This window comes from Desulfovibrio sp. (assembly GCF_034006445.1).
Classification (GTDB): domain Bacteria; phylum Desulfobacterota; class Desulfovibrionia; order Desulfovibrionales; family Desulfovibrionaceae; genus Desulfovibrio.
Map to the genome: position 1 here is coordinate 489,971 of NZ_JAVESS010000001.1, position 15,471 is coordinate 505,441.

Annotated in this window: 14 protein-coding genes; 7 read left to right on the top strand and 7 right to left on the bottom strand. The window is 56.4% G+C overall.

Annotation, left to right across the window (positions count from 1 at the left end; translation table 11 throughout):
* The first annotated feature begins 209 nt into the window (after nucleotides 1-209).
* From RBR41_RS01990 to RBR41_RS02000, 3 genes are all read left to right on the top strand, one after another.
* Complete coding sequence (locus RBR41_RS01990) at nucleotides 210-1,247, top strand: GAF domain-containing protein (RefSeq protein ID WP_320350586.1); 1,038 nt, start codon at nucleotides 210-212, stop codon at nucleotides 1,245-1,247.
* Nucleotides 1,248-1,249: 2 nt separating this feature from the next.
* Complete coding sequence (locus tag RBR41_RS01995) at nucleotides 1,250-2,275, top strand: rod shape-determining protein (protein WP_320350587.1); 1,026 nt, start codon at nucleotides 1,250-1,252, stop codon at nucleotides 2,273-2,275.
* A 353-nt stretch (nucleotides 2,276-2,628) separates the two neighbouring features.
* Entirely contained in the window at nucleotides 2,629-3,414 is a 786-nt protein-coding gene (locus RBR41_RS02000; protein WP_320350588.1) for an inositol monophosphatase family protein, read from the top strand.
* Between the two features lie 61 nt (nucleotides 3,415-3,475).
* Here the strand turns inward: RBR41_RS02000 and RBR41_RS02005 are convergent, their stop codons facing one another.
* Nucleotides 3,476-3,991, bottom strand: coding sequence for an NUDIX hydrolase (locus RBR41_RS02005; RefSeq protein WP_320350589.1), 516 nt, complete (start codon nucleotides 3,989-3,991; stop codon nucleotides 3,476-3,478).
* Between RBR41_RS02005 and rimI the strand changes: the two genes are divergently transcribed.
* The 4 genes from rimI (at nucleotide 3,990) to RBR41_RS02025 (ending at nucleotide 7,108) form a co-directional block, all read left to right on the top strand.
* The gene (gene rimI, locus RBR41_RS02010) at nucleotides 3,990-4,463 is read left to right on the top strand and encodes a ribosomal protein S18-alanine N-acetyltransferase (protein ID WP_320350591.1); all 474 of its coding nucleotides are present in this window, start codon (nucleotides 3,990-3,992) and stop codon (nucleotides 4,461-4,463) included. The two genes, RBR41_RS02005 and rimI, sit on opposite strands and share 2 nt — an antisense overlap.
* An 18-nt stretch (nucleotides 4,464-4,481) precedes the next feature.
* Nucleotides 4,482-5,249, top strand: coding sequence for a triose-phosphate isomerase (tpiA, locus tag RBR41_RS02015; protein ID WP_320350593.1), 768 nt, complete (start codon nucleotides 4,482-4,484; stop codon nucleotides 5,247-5,249).
* A gap of 53 nt (nucleotides 5,250-5,302) precedes the next feature.
* Nucleotides 5,303-5,680: a preprotein translocase subunit SecG gene (gene secG, locus RBR41_RS02020; protein ID WP_320350595.1), complete on the top strand. Its 378-nt coding sequence runs from the start codon at nucleotides 5,303-5,305 to the stop codon at nucleotides 5,678-5,680.
* A gap of 312 nt (nucleotides 5,681-5,992) precedes the next feature.
* Nucleotides 5,993-7,108: a Smr/MutS family protein gene (locus tag RBR41_RS02025; protein ID WP_320350597.1), complete on the top strand. Its 1,116-nt coding sequence runs from the start codon at nucleotides 5,993-5,995 to the stop codon at nucleotides 7,106-7,108.
* 25 nt (nucleotides 7,109-7,133) lie between these two features.
* On the opposite strand, the gene RBR41_RS02030 is transcribed toward RBR41_RS02025, so the two are convergent.
* The 6 genes from RBR41_RS02030 to xerD all read right to left on the bottom strand — a co-directional run bounded on the left by RBR41_RS02030 (nucleotide 7,134) and on the right by xerD (nucleotide 15,384).
* A complete protein-coding gene (locus RBR41_RS02030; RefSeq protein ID WP_320350599.1) occupies nucleotides 7,134-7,547 on the bottom strand; it encodes a DnaJ family domain-containing protein in 414 nt (137 codons plus the stop codon).
* On the bottom strand, nucleotides 7,534-10,326 hold the full coding sequence (gene mutS / locus RBR41_RS02035) for a DNA mismatch repair protein MutS (RefSeq protein ID WP_320350601.1): 2,793 nt from the start codon (nucleotides 10,324-10,326) through the stop codon (nucleotides 7,534-7,536). Before mutS ends, RBR41_RS02030 begins: the two co-directional genes overlap by 14 nt.
* Nucleotides 10,327-10,430: 104 nt before the next feature.
* Nucleotides 10,431-10,862 carry a LapA family protein gene (locus tag RBR41_RS02040; RefSeq protein ID WP_320350603.1) on the bottom strand — a complete coding sequence of 144 codons (432 nt, stop codon included), beginning with the start codon at nucleotides 10,860-10,862 and terminating at the stop codon, nucleotides 10,431-10,433.
* Between the two features lie 166 nt (nucleotides 10,863-11,028).
* Nucleotides 11,029-11,562 (bottom strand): HIT domain-containing protein, encoded by a 534-nt coding sequence (locus RBR41_RS02045; protein ID WP_320350832.1) that lies wholly within the window; start codon nucleotides 11,560-11,562, stop codon nucleotides 11,029-11,031.
* Nucleotides 11,563-11,761: 199 nt separating this feature from the next.
* Nucleotides 11,762-14,452, bottom strand: coding sequence for a CBS domain-containing protein (locus RBR41_RS02050; RefSeq protein ID WP_320350604.1), 2,691 nt, complete (start codon nucleotides 14,450-14,452; stop codon nucleotides 11,762-11,764).
* Nucleotides 14,449-15,384, bottom strand: a complete 936-nt coding sequence (xerD, locus tag RBR41_RS02055) for a site-specific tyrosine recombinase XerD (protein ID WP_320350606.1) — start codon at nucleotides 15,382-15,384, stop codon at nucleotides 14,449-14,451. Before xerD ends, RBR41_RS02050 begins: the two co-directional genes overlap by 4 nt.
* Nucleotides 15,385-15,471: the final 87 nt, after the last annotated feature.

Below are 15,471 nucleotides of genomic sequence, written 5' to 3' on the forward strand. Positions count from 1 at the left end.
TAAATAAATATTTTACACAAGAGTCAACCCCTTACAGGGGCAGGGGGGCCATATTTATGCAAATTTATCTATTTTTCTTCTGATTGCCTGGCCTGTTGCATCGTCCTATGATCAAAAGCAGTTGCGGGGGGCGGTACGCTTTGTTACAAGAAATGAGCTTATTAATAGATTTGGCGGCCAAGCCGCATCACCATAAAACCCACAGTACCATGACTGAAAATTCTTTAGAAAAACATATACTCAGTATCGTTTGCAGCGTTTTTGACGCATACTCTGTTGTCTTGTTTTTGCCCGATGAAGAAGGTGAGGGGCACCACCTCGCCGCCTCTTTCAGCCTTGGCGACAAAATCGGGGCCAAGGCCACGGTGCTGCCAGGCAAGGGGCTGGTGGGCTGGATTGTGCGCAATCGCCAGCCACTTCTTGTCCCCAACTTCGATCAGCGGCAGAGCAACCTCGGCTATTATTCCGGTGGCGAAGAGGCCTCCATCAAGGCATTCATGGGTTGCCCCGTGCCAACCGGCGGGGCGTTATGCGTTGACAGCAAAAGACAGTATTCTTTTTCTGACAAAGACCACAAGATTCTGCAGATGTTTGCAGAGTTGGTGGCGCGCCAGCAGGGCAGCAAGGGCCGCCAGGATCTGACGGGCAACATTCCACGCTACTTTGTGGAACTGGGCGTCATTCAGGACCTGCGCTTTCGCTACAAGCGCTGGCCGCAATTTTTACAGAATTATCTGCGCATCATGGTTGAGGCTACGGGCTTTGACTACTGCGCCTTTGCCTCGGTGGATACCCCTGGCGAAACATATTGTGTGGAAGCAGAATCAGCGCGGCTTCTTCTTGACGGGCAGGAACCCCTCATCCTGCCCATGGGCAGTGGCATAACCGGCTGGGTTTTTCACAACGATCAGCCTGTGGTGGCCGAAGGGGTAGAGGGCGCGCCCTCTACGGTTCTGTTCGGCAAGCTCCCTGATATGCCGGACTTTCAAGCCGCCATTTGCATGCCCGTCATGGTCAATAAAAGTACACGCGGTGTTTTGTGTCTGGCCCACACGCAGCCCAGGCAGATTGATGAGTCCATGCGCAGTTTTGTGCGTCAGGCCGTAGACCATCTGGCGCTGTTTCTGGAAAATCTGTACCTCAAGGTACGTTTGCGCACCATGCTGCCCAGGGCCAGGCTGCACAGCGATGGCCCCCAGGTATATGATCCGGACAGTGCCCCCATGCCACCCCAAAAAGAAAATTAATTATGCTGCTGCGGCGCTTTTTCCGTTTTCTGTCGAAAGACATAGCCATGGATCTTGGCACCGCCAACACCCTGCTTTATACCAGGGCGCACGGCATTGTCGTCAATGAGCCGTCAGTGGTCGCTCTGGACGCGCTTTCCGGCAAAGTCCTTGCCGTGGGTGCCGCCGCAAAAGAATATATTGGGCGGACACCCCAGCGCATCCGCGCGGTTCGGCCCATGAAGGACGGCGTCATCGCCGACTTTGACGTCACCCGGGCCATGATTTCCTACTTTGTGCGCAAGGCCATCACGGGACTTCGTCTGGTCAGGCCTTCCATGTCCATCTGCATCCCCACCGGCATTACCCAGGTTGAAAAAAGGGCTGTCATTGACGCGGCCATGCTGGCCGGAGCGGCAGACATCTCCATGATCGAAGAGCCTATGGCTGCTGCCATAGGGGCTGATTTACCCATCCACGAGCCCCTGGGCAATCTTGTTCTTGACATAGGCGGCGGCACCAGCGAGGTGGCTGTCATTACCCTGTCCGGCGTTGCAAATACCCAGTCGGTACGCATAGCGGGCGACGCTATGAACCTGGCCGTACAGCGCTTCATGCGTGACGCTTTTCGTATGGAAGTAGGCGACAATACAGCTGAAAACGTAAAAAAGATCATAGGCTCGGCCATGCCAATACCCAATGCCCCCATCCTCGAGGTTTCGGGCAAGGATATGGTTCGCGGCGGCCCCCGCGTGGTCAAGGTAACAGAAGCCCATGTGCGTGAAGCCTTGCGTGAACCTGTGCAGGCCATTCTTGAGGTAGTCCTGCGTGCGCTGGAAAAAACACCGCCCGAACTTGCCGCGGATATTTACCGCAATGGCATGCTCATGGCTGGTGGGGGCTCACTGCTCAAGGGCCTTGACGAATATATCGCCAGAGAAACCCGCCTCAAGGTTTTTGTTGATAAAGACCCGCTTACCACAGTGTTGCGAGGCACAGCCAAAGCCATGCTTGACCGCGAAACGTACCGCTCCGTCTTTATCAACTAGCGCAGATTACCCTTGAGAATGGCAAGGATTTTCTGAAAAATCCTTGCAGAGCAATGACTTCATTTCATTCGTAAGCGGCTCCAGAACCCACAAGCGTTGCAAACAGGCATCCGCAACTGTGTCAGTACGCCTGTTACGGCGCTGAACCGGGCTGTTAGTCGCGTTCAGTCCCAAGCAAAAAACTGCCCGCGTCGTGCGGCAGCGGCAACGCATGGCTGCTCTTAATGTCACCACCACGACATGCCCGGGTAAACTGAAGCGCGGAAAATACACCCGATCACTTGAGTCCGTTGGGCTTCTGACCGGGGGATTTGGCGGGGTTCACGCGCTCGACTTGAAACAAAGGATTTCTCATGATTGATGCCAGTTCCATACTCAAAAACTGCGTGGATATTGTCCTGCAAAGCGGCGAGATCATACGCGAACACTGGGAGTTGCCCAGTAATGTGCGCCACAAGGGCAGCATTGACCTGGTCACCCAGACCGACCTGGCTGTAGAGGCTTTTTTAAAGGAAAAGCTGGCTGACCTCGTGCCCGGCGCGTGTTTTCTCGCTGAGGAAAGCAGCCGTGATGATGAAGCGCCAGACGAGCTTTGCTGGATCATCGACCCTGTGGACGGCACCACCAACTTTGTGCATCGCATTCCGCAGGTGGGCACCTCAGTGGCCCTGTGGCACAACGGACGTGTTGAGCTTGGCATTGTCAATGCACCCATGCTCCATCGCTGCTACTGGTCGGCGCGTGGTCACGGAGCCTTTTGCAATGGCAAGCCCATTGCCGTGAGTGGTGTGGACTGTCTCAATGACGCCCTGGTGGGCACAGGTTTTCCCTATGATATTGCCACCCGGCTGCCGGAAATACTGGAACGCCTCGCCCTGGTTTTACCCATGGCGCAAGGTGTACGGCGCATTGGCGCGGCCTCCATTGATCTGGCCTACGTCGCCAGCGGAAAGCTGGATATTTTTTATGAATCCGGGCTCAAGCCGTGGGACTTTGCGGCGGGCATGCTGCTTGTGGAAGAGGCGGGGGGACGCGTCAGCAACCTGAACGGCGATCCCCTGCATTTTGGCGAACCCCTGCTTGCAAGCAACGGACGTTTGCACGCTCTGGCCGTCGACTTGCTGAGCCCCACGACCTGAGTACCACGATCTAGCATCACGAACTGGGCGTAATCCAGATCAGCGGCAAAAACAGCGCCGCTCAGAAATGCGAGAGGTATCCGCCCTCAAGGGCGGCGTACATGACAGGGGAGAGCAGGTCGCCAAAGTGTGCGCCCAATCCTTTCATCTCATCCTGATCCACCAGCAGGTGCCTGTCGCGTGCCATGGCCCTGGCTTTAATGATGGAATGCGGCAGGCTGGCCGTATACAGGTGAAGAAAGGACAGGCCATTGCTGGCCGAGGGCGGCATGAGGCCCAGGCAGGCAAGGCGGCCGCCCTCCTGGCTCCATTCGCGAAACAGGATATCCTGTGCGCTGCTCTCGCACGACATGCCGGCTGCAACCTGGCCGTATGACGAAAATCCCCAACCCTGTTCGCCCAGGGTCAGCAGGGCGCGCCCCCGTCTGTCGCGGACAAGCAGCGCCACGGCCCGGTGCGGCAGGCATTGGCGCAAAACATCTTCTTTCGCCATAATGCACAGGGGCGCATTGTTGCTGTCCACCACTTCAAGGCTTTGTGCCGGATTTTTCAGGCAGTCATAAGGAATTGTTTTCATGAGCATGTCCACAGGGCAGGCATGGCGCATGCGGCAACTTGAAGCATGCCATGCCGAAAAAATGTCTGCTATAGAACGGGAGTGTTTTACGTTGCCCTGGTCTGAAGAGCAATGCCGTGCCGCTTTTGGACAAAAGGCATTTGCGGCCTTTGGCCTGTTTAACGGCGAATGCCTTGAGGGCTACATTTCCATTTATCATACCGAAGATGAACTGGAAATACTCAATTTGGCCGTGCGGCCCCATATGCGCCGCCTTGGGCACGGAAAGCGCATTTTACGCACTGTCTTGCGCCTGGCGCGTAAAATGGATATTCATAGAGTCTTGCTTGAAGTACGGACGGGGAACAGGGCTGCCATTGCCCTGTACGAGGGCTGCGGCTTCCAGAAAGTAGGGCGACGCCGCAACTACTATGCCGACACGGGTGAAGACGCCCTTGTCTACCGATGTGAGCTTGACTCCTGTCAGCTTTAACGCCTCAAGGGGTATGTTATGCATAAAATCATTGCCGCCAACTGGAAAATGTATAAAAACCGCATGGAGGCCGAAACCACAGCTGCTGAAATAGCTGCTGCCCTGCCTGGAGTTTTGCCGGAAGGGCGAGAAGTTGTTGTTTTTCCGCCAGCGACGGCCATTGAATGTGTGGCCCAGGCGTTTCGCGGGCAAAAGTCGCTGACTGTGGGGGCGCAGAATTTTTATCCCGCGCCCGAAGGCGCGTTCACGGGGGAAGTTTCTGTGGACATGCTGCGGGATGTGGGCGCGGAGTGGGTGCTTGCCGGACACTCCGAACGGCGGCATATTTTTGGTGAAAGCGATGAGATGGTCGCGCGCAAGGCAGTATTTGCCTTGAGCCATGGCATGAAAACCATGCTCTGCATCGGTGAAACACTTGAAGAGCGTGAGCAGGGCCATTTGTATGCAGTGCTTGAACGCCAATTGACGGCCTTTTTTTCGTCAAAACCTGACGCCATGGCTGATGACGCCCTGACCGGACGTTTTGTCATTGCCTACGAGCCCGTGTGGGCCATCGGCACCGGCAGGGTGGCTGGCCCCGGTGAAGTGCGTGAAGCACACGGCGTCACACGCGTCCTGCTTGAAAAATTTATGGGTGAAACCGGCAAAAAACTGCCCGTCCTGTATGGCGGCAGCGTCAAGCCAGACAATGCCGGAGCCCTTATTGCCCTTGACAACGTGGATGGTCTTTTGGTAGGAGGAGCGTCTTTAGAGGCGCAAAGCTTCCTACAAATTATCGGGGCCTGATGCCCAACTTCTGGCGCGCCGTTGGGCAGTGGCCGGACGGCGAGGAGGAATACGTGCAGACTCTCATTCTTACGCTGCATATCATTGTATGCGTGTTGCTTATTATCCTTGTACTTTTGCAATCGGGCAAGGAAGGCATGGGCGTCATCTTTGGCGGGGGCAACACTTCTGTTTTCGGCAGTGGTGGCGCTGGCGGCATTCTTGCCAAACTTACCACGCTTATGGCAGTGATTTTTGTTATCACTTCTTTGAGTTACACGTATGTCACCAGTTCGCGGCCCAGCAGCGAATCTACCATTCTTAATGTAAAGATTGAAGAACCTGCGGTGCCCAAGACCAACGCCGTGCCGCCCGTTCAGTCCGCACCAGCGGCTCCGACCGGGCAATCCGCTCCTGCCGGCAAGCAGGATGCCGCGCCTGCGGGGCAGTAGCACTTTGATTTCATGATTGAAAAAGCCGCGGCATGCCGCGGCTTTTTTTTCAACCAGAACAAAGATTTTGGCCGGACAAATATCTTCGGAAGATATATTATCGAGGTTACAGCGCGGTGTTATGGTGTATGGGCGCGCAGACACCGCGCTTGCGCCTTTAGGGCAGCGCCTCTCACGCAATCACTGAGCGTTTCAAGCGGCAATTGTCAGCCACTGATGGCGCTTTGATGATGAAGCGTTGATGATGCAACGTTGCGGATGGCGGCAACGTCACGAATAAAAACGCTCTAACCTCTCCTTGTGGGGTTGACCATGTCCGACTCCGATTCTTTTGGCGAAAATCCCTTCAGATCCCTCAATATGGGCAAGCTTCCTGAAAAGAAAGCAGGAAAGCCTGCGGAATCTCGTGCTGCTGCCAAAACCAGAAAATATATAAAGACCCACTCCACAGGAAACGCTACCGGCGTTGAAGATTCTGGTGTTGACGAGGAAGAGCGCGATCTTTTTTTACGCTCCATAGGGCAAATGCAGTCATCAAAAGCACCCCGTGGGGCAAATGGAGCGCGCAAACACTCCGGCCCGGGAACCTTCCTGTTGGAAGAACACGCCAGTTTGCCAGATTGCAGCGACCCAAAAAAGAAGCACAACAAAGGCAACGCAGGTATGCCAGCCCCACAATCTGAACGCGGAGCAGGCGGAGGGTCAAGAAGGGACGACGCCACGCCAACCCATAGGGAAAACCAGCCTGATGCGGCGCAGGGCGGCCTCCGCATGGGCGCGAAAAAGCGTTCCGGCTTCGGTGCGGCACAAATCTCTTCCCGCGTGGAAAGCCATGCCGGAGACATGGCTGACGCAGATGCGGACGATGCCGTGTTTCTTCAGGCCATGGGCGAGGTTGCTCCTCTTCAGGGTCGCGGGCGTGACGTGGTGCCAGTGCCTGATGCTGTTACTCCGCCGCCTAACGGGGAGATCAGCCTTCAGGATTTCATGGATGGCAAGCTGGAATTTGCCCTGTCATTTTCCGACGAGTACCTTGAAGGGCATGTGGTGGGTCTTGATCAAATGACCATAAACAAGCTGCGGGCAGGTTCTTTCAGTCCCGAAGCGCATCTGGATCTGCACGGACTCAACGCTTTGCAGGCATTTGAGGCCTTGCGCGGTTTTTTACGCGGCGGTTGGTATAAAGGATTGCGCACCGTGCTTGTGGTGCCGGGCCGGGGGCGCAACTCCCCTGACGGCATAGGCATCTTGCGCGAGAAGCTGCAAAACTGGCTGACCCAGGACCCCTTCAAAAGGGTCGTGCTGGCCTTCTGCACTGCGCAGCCCCACGACGGGGGCCCTGGCAGTGTTTATGTATTACTGCGCAAGTACAAGAAAAAAGGGCGCGTTTATTGGGAACGCACGCCGGCAGATGACGATCTTTATTGATCGGGGCCGCCAGAAAGCAAGAACATCAGGCAGGATGCGGATTTCTTTTGCCTGACGCGGACAGCCTGTCCAGCAGCCTGTCATAGTAAGGATCATCCTGCTCAAGCTGCAAATGGCGCTGACAGCGCATTTTTGCACGCGCAATCATAAAGCGCAGCTTTTGCATCTGGCGCACGCGCTCCTGTTCGTCCTCACAGTTTTCCAGCATGTCCACAAGGCGGCTCAGTTCCTTGCGTTCAGCCAATTCCGGAGGCAGACAGCCCGCATTGCTCAAAATTTTGTAGGCCATGCGCAGTTCCTCGGGCACATGGCTTGTGTCCTCCAGTTCCAGCGGTTTGCCTTGCCCTGGCAAATTGTCAAAGAGTCCCTGTGCCTGGGCTTCTTCAATGCGTCTTTCAGCAATGAACTGGATGACAGACCAGGGATTAGCCCCTGCCATGGTCTTCTCCTTCCGGTGCTGTCTGCTGGCCGTCTTGCGGCTGGGTGTCAGATGCAGCAGCAGATGCGGCTGTCCCCCAGAGGCTTTTCCATTCCATCAGTGTTTTCAGCGCGTCAAGGGGACTCAGCTCTTCAGGCTGCATATGCCGCAGCAGTTCAACCACCGGATGCTCCGCTCTCGGGGGAGCCGCCTGAAGGATGGGCAGGTCCTCCGTCGGCTTGGGTTCGGGCAAATCCAGCCCGGGCAGGCATACGGCCGTGACTACCGCCTTGCGCGCAACATCGCGTCCACGTTCAAGATTGGCCAGTATGGCCCGCGCACGTTGCACAACAGGGCCGGGCACGCCAGCGAGCCTGGCCACCTCAACGCCGTAGCTTCTGTCCGCAGGGCCAGGCACAAGCTTGTGCAGAAAAAGAATATCGCCGCCATATTCGCTGATGGCTATATTCATTGTAAAAACGCCATCCACGCGGCCTTCGAGCGCCGTAAGTTCATGATAGTGCGTGGCAAAGAGCGTACGCAGTTCGCCCTGAGCGCGCCTGGACAGGTCTTCGACCATGGCCCAGGCCAGGGCCACGCCGTCATAGGTGCTGGTGCCGCGCCCGATTTCATCCAGAATGATAAGACTGCGACGTGTCGCCTGACGCAAGATACGCGCGGTTTCCATCATTTCGACCATAAAGGTGCTTTGCCCCTGGGCCAGATTGTCAGAAGCCCCCACGCGCGAGAACAATCTGTCCACCAGGCCAAGCCGCGCGGACGTGGCCGGAACCATTGCGCCCATCTGCGCTAGCAGGCAGATGATGCCCACCTGGCGCAGAACGGTTGATTTGCCCGCCATATTGGGGCCGGTAAGCAGGCACAGACGGCGTTTGTCATCCAGGCGAAAATCATTGGGCACAAAATTGGCGCGGCCAAGCATGGCCTCCACCACGGGGTGACGGCCCTCACGAATGGTCAGATTGGCGTCCGCAGTCAGTTCGGGGCGGCACCAGCTGTTGATGCGTCCGACCTGGGCAAGGCTTTGCCAATAGTCCAGATGGCCGATCAGTTGAGCCATGTGGCTGATGCGTTCCCGCTGCTGCGCCATGTGCTGACGCAAATCCTGAAAAAGGCTGTACTCCAGAGCCTTGCGTTTGTCTGATGCTGAAAGCAGCTCTTCTTCAAGGCTCTTGAGCGCTTCAGTGGTAAAACGCTCGGCATTGGCAAGGCTCTGGCGGCGAATGAAGTGGTAGGGTATGGCATCGGTATGCGCGGCGCGCGACACCTCAAAGTAGTAACCGAATACGCGGTTATATCCCAGTTTGAGTTTGGCGATGCCTGTTGTGGTCTGCTCCTCGGTGAGCATGGCCTGCAATTTTTGTTCGCCGTGTTCGGCGAGATCAAGCAGTCTGTCCAGTTCAGCGTTGTAGCCGCTTTTAAAAAGGCCGCCGTCCGTAATGACCGGCGGGGGGCTGTCCACAAGTGCGCTCAACAAAAGCGCCGTGCAGTCCTCCATGGCGTCCCAGGTCTTGATGATGTCGGTCACAGCCCCAGGAGGCGTTGCCGCAAGGTCGGCAGTCTGTGCTGCCGCGTCCTGATCGGGCCGCTGGAGAATTGACGGCGCGGGATTGCCCGTCAGCACGGCATACACCTGCGGCAAAGCCGCGAGGCTGTTGCGCAGGGCAATAAAGTCGCGGGGGCTGCCCTGATTCAGGCTGATGCGCGTGGACAGACGCTCCATGTCATACACGTTGTTGAGCGCATCACGCAAAGCGGAGCGGCGGCCGTCGTCTGCATAAAGCCAGGCCACAGCGTCCTGGATGCGCGTTATGGGCGAAACTTCACGCCACGGATGGCGCAGCATGTCTTCAAGCAGGCGTCCACCCATGGGCGTCATGGTATCATCAATAACATGCCGCAGCGTGCCTTTTCCCTTACGGCCATTGAGACGTGTAAAAATTTCCAGGTTGCGTTCCGTCACCTCGTCCACCACAAGACGGCGACTCAGATCAAGGCGCTGAAAAGGTTTGAGGTGTTTGGGGCTGCGCATCTGCGTTTGCGCAAGGTACGCAAGCAGCGCACCGCAGGCCCGCATGATCTCATTGTGCCCGGCAAGGCCGAGAGCGCCCGCTTCCCGTACGCCCTGAGCCGAAAGCACCCGATCAGTGGCGCGCTTGAGTTCAAAAATACTGACGGGCTGACGCACCAGACGAACGCCTTCAAGCAGGGTGCGGGGCGGCGGCTGTGCGCCTTCGGGCACCAGCAGCTCGCGTGGCGCCATTTTTTGTACCCATTGCCACAGCTCCGCCTGGCGCTTGAAATCTACGCCGCTCCATTGTCCGGTGGACACGTCCACCCAGGCGAAACCGCCTCCCTCTCCGTCCGTGCCGGGGCAAAGCGCCCCAAGGTAATTGTGGCTTTTGGTGTTCAGGTTGGCGTCATCCACCACGGTTCCGGGAGTCTTGACGCAGGTTACTGCTCTTTTGACAAGACCTTTGGCCGTTTTGGGGTCTTCAATCTGATCACAAATGGCAATGTGATAGCCTTTGTCCACAAGCTGGGCCACATAAGCGTCAACGGCGTGCCAGGGTACCCCGCACATGGGAACGGGATTTTGCGTATCCTTGCTGCGGCTCGTGAGCGTTATCTGGAGTTCACGGGCGGCCACTTCGGCGTCGCTGAAAAAAAGCTCATAAAAATCGCCCATGCGGTAAAAAAGCAGAGCATCAGGGTAGTCAGCCTTGATGCTCATGTAATGCTCAAACATGGGAGTCATTTTGATAGTGGGCTCAGACATGGTGGTGCTTCATGGGCAATAATTGTTGTTCTGTTGCATAAATTATTGGCATATGGCGCTGCCCGAAAGGCATCGGGCAGCGCCGGAAAGCAGAGGACAAATTTCTACTGCTTGTCGGGATCAGGCACGAGAGACTCTTCGGCAGCCTGCACCGGCTTGGTTTCCGCTGTCTGAGCGCCTTCGGTCTTTTCCTTGTTCTTCTGAAGAAAACTGAGCTTCGAAGCTTCGACGTCTGACTTCTTTTTCAGTTTGGCCATTTCGCGCTCAAGATTGCTGATGTGCCACTTGTGCTTCATAAGCCGGGCAGAGAGGTTCAGCTTGTCCCACACAAGGAAGCTCAGTGTGAGCAATGATCCAAGCGCAAAGGCCGCGATCACCAGAAAATAGAAAGGCAGGGGAATGGAATGCATGGGCGGGATAAAGAAAAGATGGAGCGTGAGCACCATGTCTTGTGAAAGAGGCCCTTGATTCTGAAAAAAGAATACGAGCGCAAGAAAGAAAACGATGGCCAGCAAGAGAACCTTGATATACCGCATAGACACACTCCTCAGGCTAAAGCTATCTCAAAAAATCTTCACGGGCTTTTTGAGAATGCCGCCCGCCCCGTGAGGCACAGCCTGCGCTCTCCAGCCGGTTTTTTCACGCCGCCGCGACGCAAAAAAACTTCCTGCCATTCCTTCATCAACCATTCCGAGGTTGATCTCAACCTTCCTGATGGGGCACGGAACCGGCGCTACATGGCTCCCCAGCCATGGCGTCCTTCGTGAAATAGGGTTTCAACGCAGCGTAGCTGCGGCTCAGATGCTCGGGCATGGTACGCACTTCATTAAAGACTGCCATAAATGACGAATCCCCAGTCCAACGCGGCACCAGATGAAAATGCAGATGCTCCCTGATGCCCGCGCCCGCGGCCTCTCCCTGATTGAGGCCGACGTTGATGCCTTCACAGTTAAAACGCTTTTTTAAAATTCCGGCGCAGACCTGTAGAAGATCCATGACCTCATGGGCCTCTTCAGTGGTCAGATCAATAAGATTCATGACGTGCCTGTAGGGGCAAACCATGATGTGTCCGTTGTTGTACGGAAATTTATTCATGATGACAAAGGCGTGACGGCCTCTGTAAAGAACAAGGCGTTCCTCGTCATCCAGTCCGTCGGCGGAAAGGCAGAACACACAGGAATCTGGTTTTGGTCCAAGTATGTATTCGATACGCCAAGGTGCCCATAATTGTTTCATAATTTTTTTTCTATACACCGCTTGACCATCGGGAGCAAGAGGCAAGCCGCCAGCCAGCCTGATGTCGCTCACTGAATCCGCAGCATTTTTACACTGTTAAAGGAACAACTCCTGATCGCCTGCAAGAAAAAAATGAAAAATCCCGACAAAGGAAAGTAAAAAACTCAACATTTAAACTCAACAGTGCCCCGGCTCATTCCTATGAAGGATGGCTGGCTTTTTTCTCCCGCTCCTGTCGCATAAGCTCGCGCGCAAGCCCAAGCTGCGCTTCGCGGCCTTGCGTTTCGCCATCCAGCTTGGCTTTTAGCGCGGTGCGTAAAATATGGCTGTACAGGGGGCCGGGGGGCAGATCCAAGGCTTTGAGGTCATCACCCGTGATGTCGGCTTTTTCGTGCTGCCACTGGGTGATATAGCGCGACAGGCTTTTTTGCAGATGTTCATTCTCCGTCTCTGCCATGAGGTAGAGCAGCGACTCCAGCGACAGGGGAGCCAAAACCTCACACAGGGCGCTGATCTTGGGAGCTTGCCCCTCTTGCCGCCGTTGCCAGGTTTCAAGGCGGCCCCGAACTGTGCGCATTTGCTCCCGCTGGTTCAGGATTTCGCCCCTTTTGTTTTCCGGCAGCCCCAGGCGGCGGTACAGATCGGATGTTTCCGCATAGGGCAGACCGTGGCTGAGGCCCAGAAAATATACCAGCCAGGCTTGCGGTTTTTTTTCAAAATACAGCAGGTGATACCAGGACAGCATATCCTGAAGCTCCTGCAACAAACCCCTGCGGGTCGGTATAAGCGTAAGTTGTGGCGCGATGGCGGTCAAAATCCCCAACTGGTCAAGCCTCACCAAACAGGCCAGTGGATTGTCCTCATCGCAGATATGCCTGAATTCACTGAAAAGGCGCGGCCCTGCGAGCTTGTCCATAAGCTTGAGGCCCAGAGCGTTTTTAATGAGCCTTTCCGCTCCCGCGCCGATGCGAAAATCGTAGCGCTGCTCAAAACGTACGGCCCGCAGACAGCGCGTGGGGTCTTCAACAAAACTCAGGGTATGCAGTACCCGAATGACGCGCTCCTTGATGTCGCGCTGGCCACCAAAAAAATCTATCAACTGCCCGAACGGCGTGCTGTCCAGCCGCACCGCCAGGGCATTGATGGAAAAATCCCGCCGGAAAAGATCCATTTTTATGGACGAAAGCTCCACCGTGGGCAAGGCTGCGGGGTATTCATAGTATTCCAGCCGGGCTGTGGCCACATCAATGCGCGATTCCTGACCTTTTTCATCTTTGAAAATAACCACGGACGTCAGGAATTCCTGGTGTTCGCGCACTCTTCCGCCGAGTTCCACGGCCAGGGCTTTGGCAAGCGTGATACCGTTGCCCTCGACCACAAGATCAATATCCTGATTGGGTCTGTTCAACAGCAAATCCCGCACAAAACCGCCCACTGCGTACACAGGCAAGCCGAGGTCTCTGCCAAGTTTTCCTGCCAACTGCAAAAGGTCTTTGACGGAGGAGGGCAGGCGGTCCTGTATGAGCTTGCCCACGTGGCGCTCCTTGCTTGGGGAGTGCTTGAGCACCGGCAGGCTGTCCTGTTCGTGAGCAAAGACATTGATAAGGTCTGTGCGGGTTACGACGCCTATGACCCGGTCTGCCTCCACAATGGGCACAAGGCGCTGCCGCGCGCCCACGATGATTGCTGTGAGATCCTTGAGAACGGCTTCAGGCGGCAATGTCTGCACGGCACCTTGCATGTAGTCCTCGACCAGAGCTCCTCCAAGACCGTGCGCGCTGGCACGAGAGGCAGTCTGGGCGTCAAGCAGGCCCTTGCAGGTTCTGGTGCCCGGCGTAAAAACAGGCACAGCCTTGAGGCCAAAATGCAGCATGAGTTCATCGGCCTCGCGGATGGTGGCCGTGGACTCAACCCCCACGGCAGGGGAGGACATGTACTCGCGCGCCGTCTTGTCAGGGTGGGCCTGTTCGTACAACTGGCGCAAAATGGCGTCCCGAACTTCATGCATGGTCATGTGCCGGATGGAGGCAGAGGCCGCGTAGGCATGCCCGCCGCCCCCCAGCGCGGCGCAGATATCCCCCACGTTGATGGCATCGCTGCGACTGCGGGCCACCACCTGAATGCGGTCGCCCATAAGGCCTATGGCAAAAAGAACAGGAAATTTCTCCATCTCGATCAGGCGGTGCGCCAGATAGGCAAAGTCGCCCAGGTAGTGCTCCATAGCCGCTTCGGCCAGCACCACCTGTGTGCGGTTGATGGTAAAGGACTCGGCAGATTCGAGCAGGCTGTTGAGGGCCTGAATATGCATACTGGTAAGTTCGTGCGCGGCCAGGTCATTGATGCGGTTTACATCCATACCCTGGCCAAGCAGCCATGCCGCCGACTCAAAGTCAGCGGGAGTGGTGGAGGAATAGGTGAATGAACCCGTGTCACCGTAGATGCCCAGGCCCAACAGGGTGGCGTCCTCTGCTTCAAGACGCACCCCGCGATCGCGCAACTGCTGCACAATAAGGCTTGTGACCGAGCCAATATGGGCCAGATGCACGGTGCCGAAGGGAATGTCGTCTCCTGAATCTGGATGATGATCCCACATCTCGACAGCCACGCCGGGGCGCTCCAGTAGGGGCGACACATGGCTCACCCGACTGCGTTGGCGCGTATCCACAAGCACCAGGCGGTCAAAAGAATCCCAGTCAAGATCGCTGTTGTCGGCAAAGCCGTACGCCTTTGTATCAAGGCAGGCATAGAGCTTTTGCAGGCCGCGCTCCTGGCTGCCGGGAAAAAGCAGAACGTACGGATTGTATAGATGACGGGCCGCAAGCATGGCGGCAAAGGCATCAAAATCCGCATTGGCATGGCAGGTGATCAGGGTGGCTTTGACGGCTGTCACATCTGGCTCCGGGGGTGGAATTGGCGGTGGATGCCGCGCAGACGCTCGGCCTGAACATGGGTATAAATTTCTGTGGCGCTGATGTCGGCATGCCCCAGCAGCAGTTGCACCGCCCTCAGGTCAGCCCCGCCTTCAAGCAAGTGCGTCGCGAAAGAATGCCTGAAGGTGTGGGGGGAAATGGGGCGGCGTATGTCGGCCGCGAGCGCGTATTTTTTTACCATTTTCCAGACATACTGGCGGGTGAGCGCATGGCCGGACCGGTTGACGAAAAGCTGGTTGCCTGTGGGAGAAAAAGCTGGTCGCCAATGACTGATATAGTTTTCAAGCATGCGCTGCATGAAATCGTGCAGGGGCACAAGCCGCTCCTTGGCCCCCTTGCCGAAAACACGCACCAGACCACGCTGAAGATCCAGATCCGGCACACACAGATCACAAAGTTCAGACACGCGCAGTCCTGCCGCATACAGCAGCTCAAGCATGCAGCGGTCGCGTTGGCCGCCTCTCTCGCGCATGTCGGGCTGCGACAGCATTTTTTCCATCTCATCGCGGGTCAGCACTTCGGGCAGGTGCTGCGGCAGCTTGGGGTTGTCCATCAACTGCGCGGGATTGCTCTTGACGACGCCTTCCTGCATGGCAAAGTCAAAAAAAGCCCGCAGGGCGGACAAACGCCGCGCCAGCGTTCTCCCCGTGTTCTGGCGTGCGCGCAGCCATGCAAGGTAAAGAAAGACCTCCTGCTCGTCGGGTTGCGCGCCCATGCTGCCGCCGCCAGAGAGCTCCTGCCGAAAGAGAAAAAAATTCTCGAGGTCCTGGCTGTAGGAAAGAACAGTCTGCTGCGACAGGCCACGCTGGGCCAGCAGATGGTCCTGCCAAGAAGGCAGAAGGGCGGCCAAGGGGCAGTGGGGTACGGTGGCTGATGCTGCGGATTCTGTCATGTGAGCATGCTAGCCGCCTTAGGCCCCGCGAGCAAGTTTTTTACAGATGCTGCAGTTGGATACATGCTCGCAGGCGCTTTTAATCCT

What these genes read in the sequence shown, in the direction of transcription:
- xerD (WP_320350606.1), bottom strand. Translation starts at nt 15,384, where the DNA reads ATGACAGAATCCGCAGCATCAGCCACCGTACCCCACTGCCCCTTGGCC.
- RBR41_RS01995 (WP_320350587.1), top strand. Translation starts at nt 1,250, where the DNA reads ATGCTGCTGCGGCGCTTTTTCCGTTTTCTGTCGAAAGACATAGCCATG.
- RBR41_RS01990 (WP_320350586.1), top strand. Translation starts at nt 210, where the DNA reads ATGACTGAAAATTCTTTAGAAAAACATATACTCAGTATCGTTTGCAGC.
- RBR41_RS02040 (WP_320350603.1), bottom strand. Translation starts at nt 10,862, where the DNA reads ATGCGGTATATCAAGGTTCTCTTGCTGGCCATCGTTTTCTTTCTTGCG.
- RBR41_RS02030 (WP_320350599.1), bottom strand. Translation starts at nt 7,547, where the DNA reads ATGGCAGGGGCTAATCCCTGGTCTGTCATCCAGTTCATTGCTGAAAGA.
- RBR41_RS02005 (WP_320350589.1), bottom strand. Translation starts at nt 3,991, where the DNA reads ATGAAAACAATTCCTTATGACTGCCTGAAAAATCCGGCACAAAGCCTT.
- tpiA (WP_320350593.1), top strand. Translation starts at nt 4,482, where the DNA reads ATGCATAAAATCATTGCCGCCAACTGGAAAATGTATAAAAACCGCATG.
- mutS (WP_320350601.1), bottom strand. Translation starts at nt 10,326, where the DNA reads ATGTCTGAGCCCACTATCAAAATGACTCCCATGTTTGAGCATTACATG.
- RBR41_RS02000 (WP_320350588.1), top strand. Translation starts at nt 2,629, where the DNA reads ATGATTGATGCCAGTTCCATACTCAAAAACTGCGTGGATATTGTCCTG.
- rimI (WP_320350591.1), top strand. Translation starts at nt 3,990, where the DNA reads ATGAGCATGTCCACAGGGCAGGCATGGCGCATGCGGCAACTTGAAGCA.
- RBR41_RS02025 (WP_320350597.1), top strand. Translation starts at nt 5,993, where the DNA reads ATGTCCGACTCCGATTCTTTTGGCGAAAATCCCTTCAGATCCCTCAAT.
- RBR41_RS02045 (WP_320350832.1), bottom strand. Translation starts at nt 11,562, where the DNA reads ATGAAACAATTATGGGCACCTTGGCGTATCGAATACATACTTGGACCA.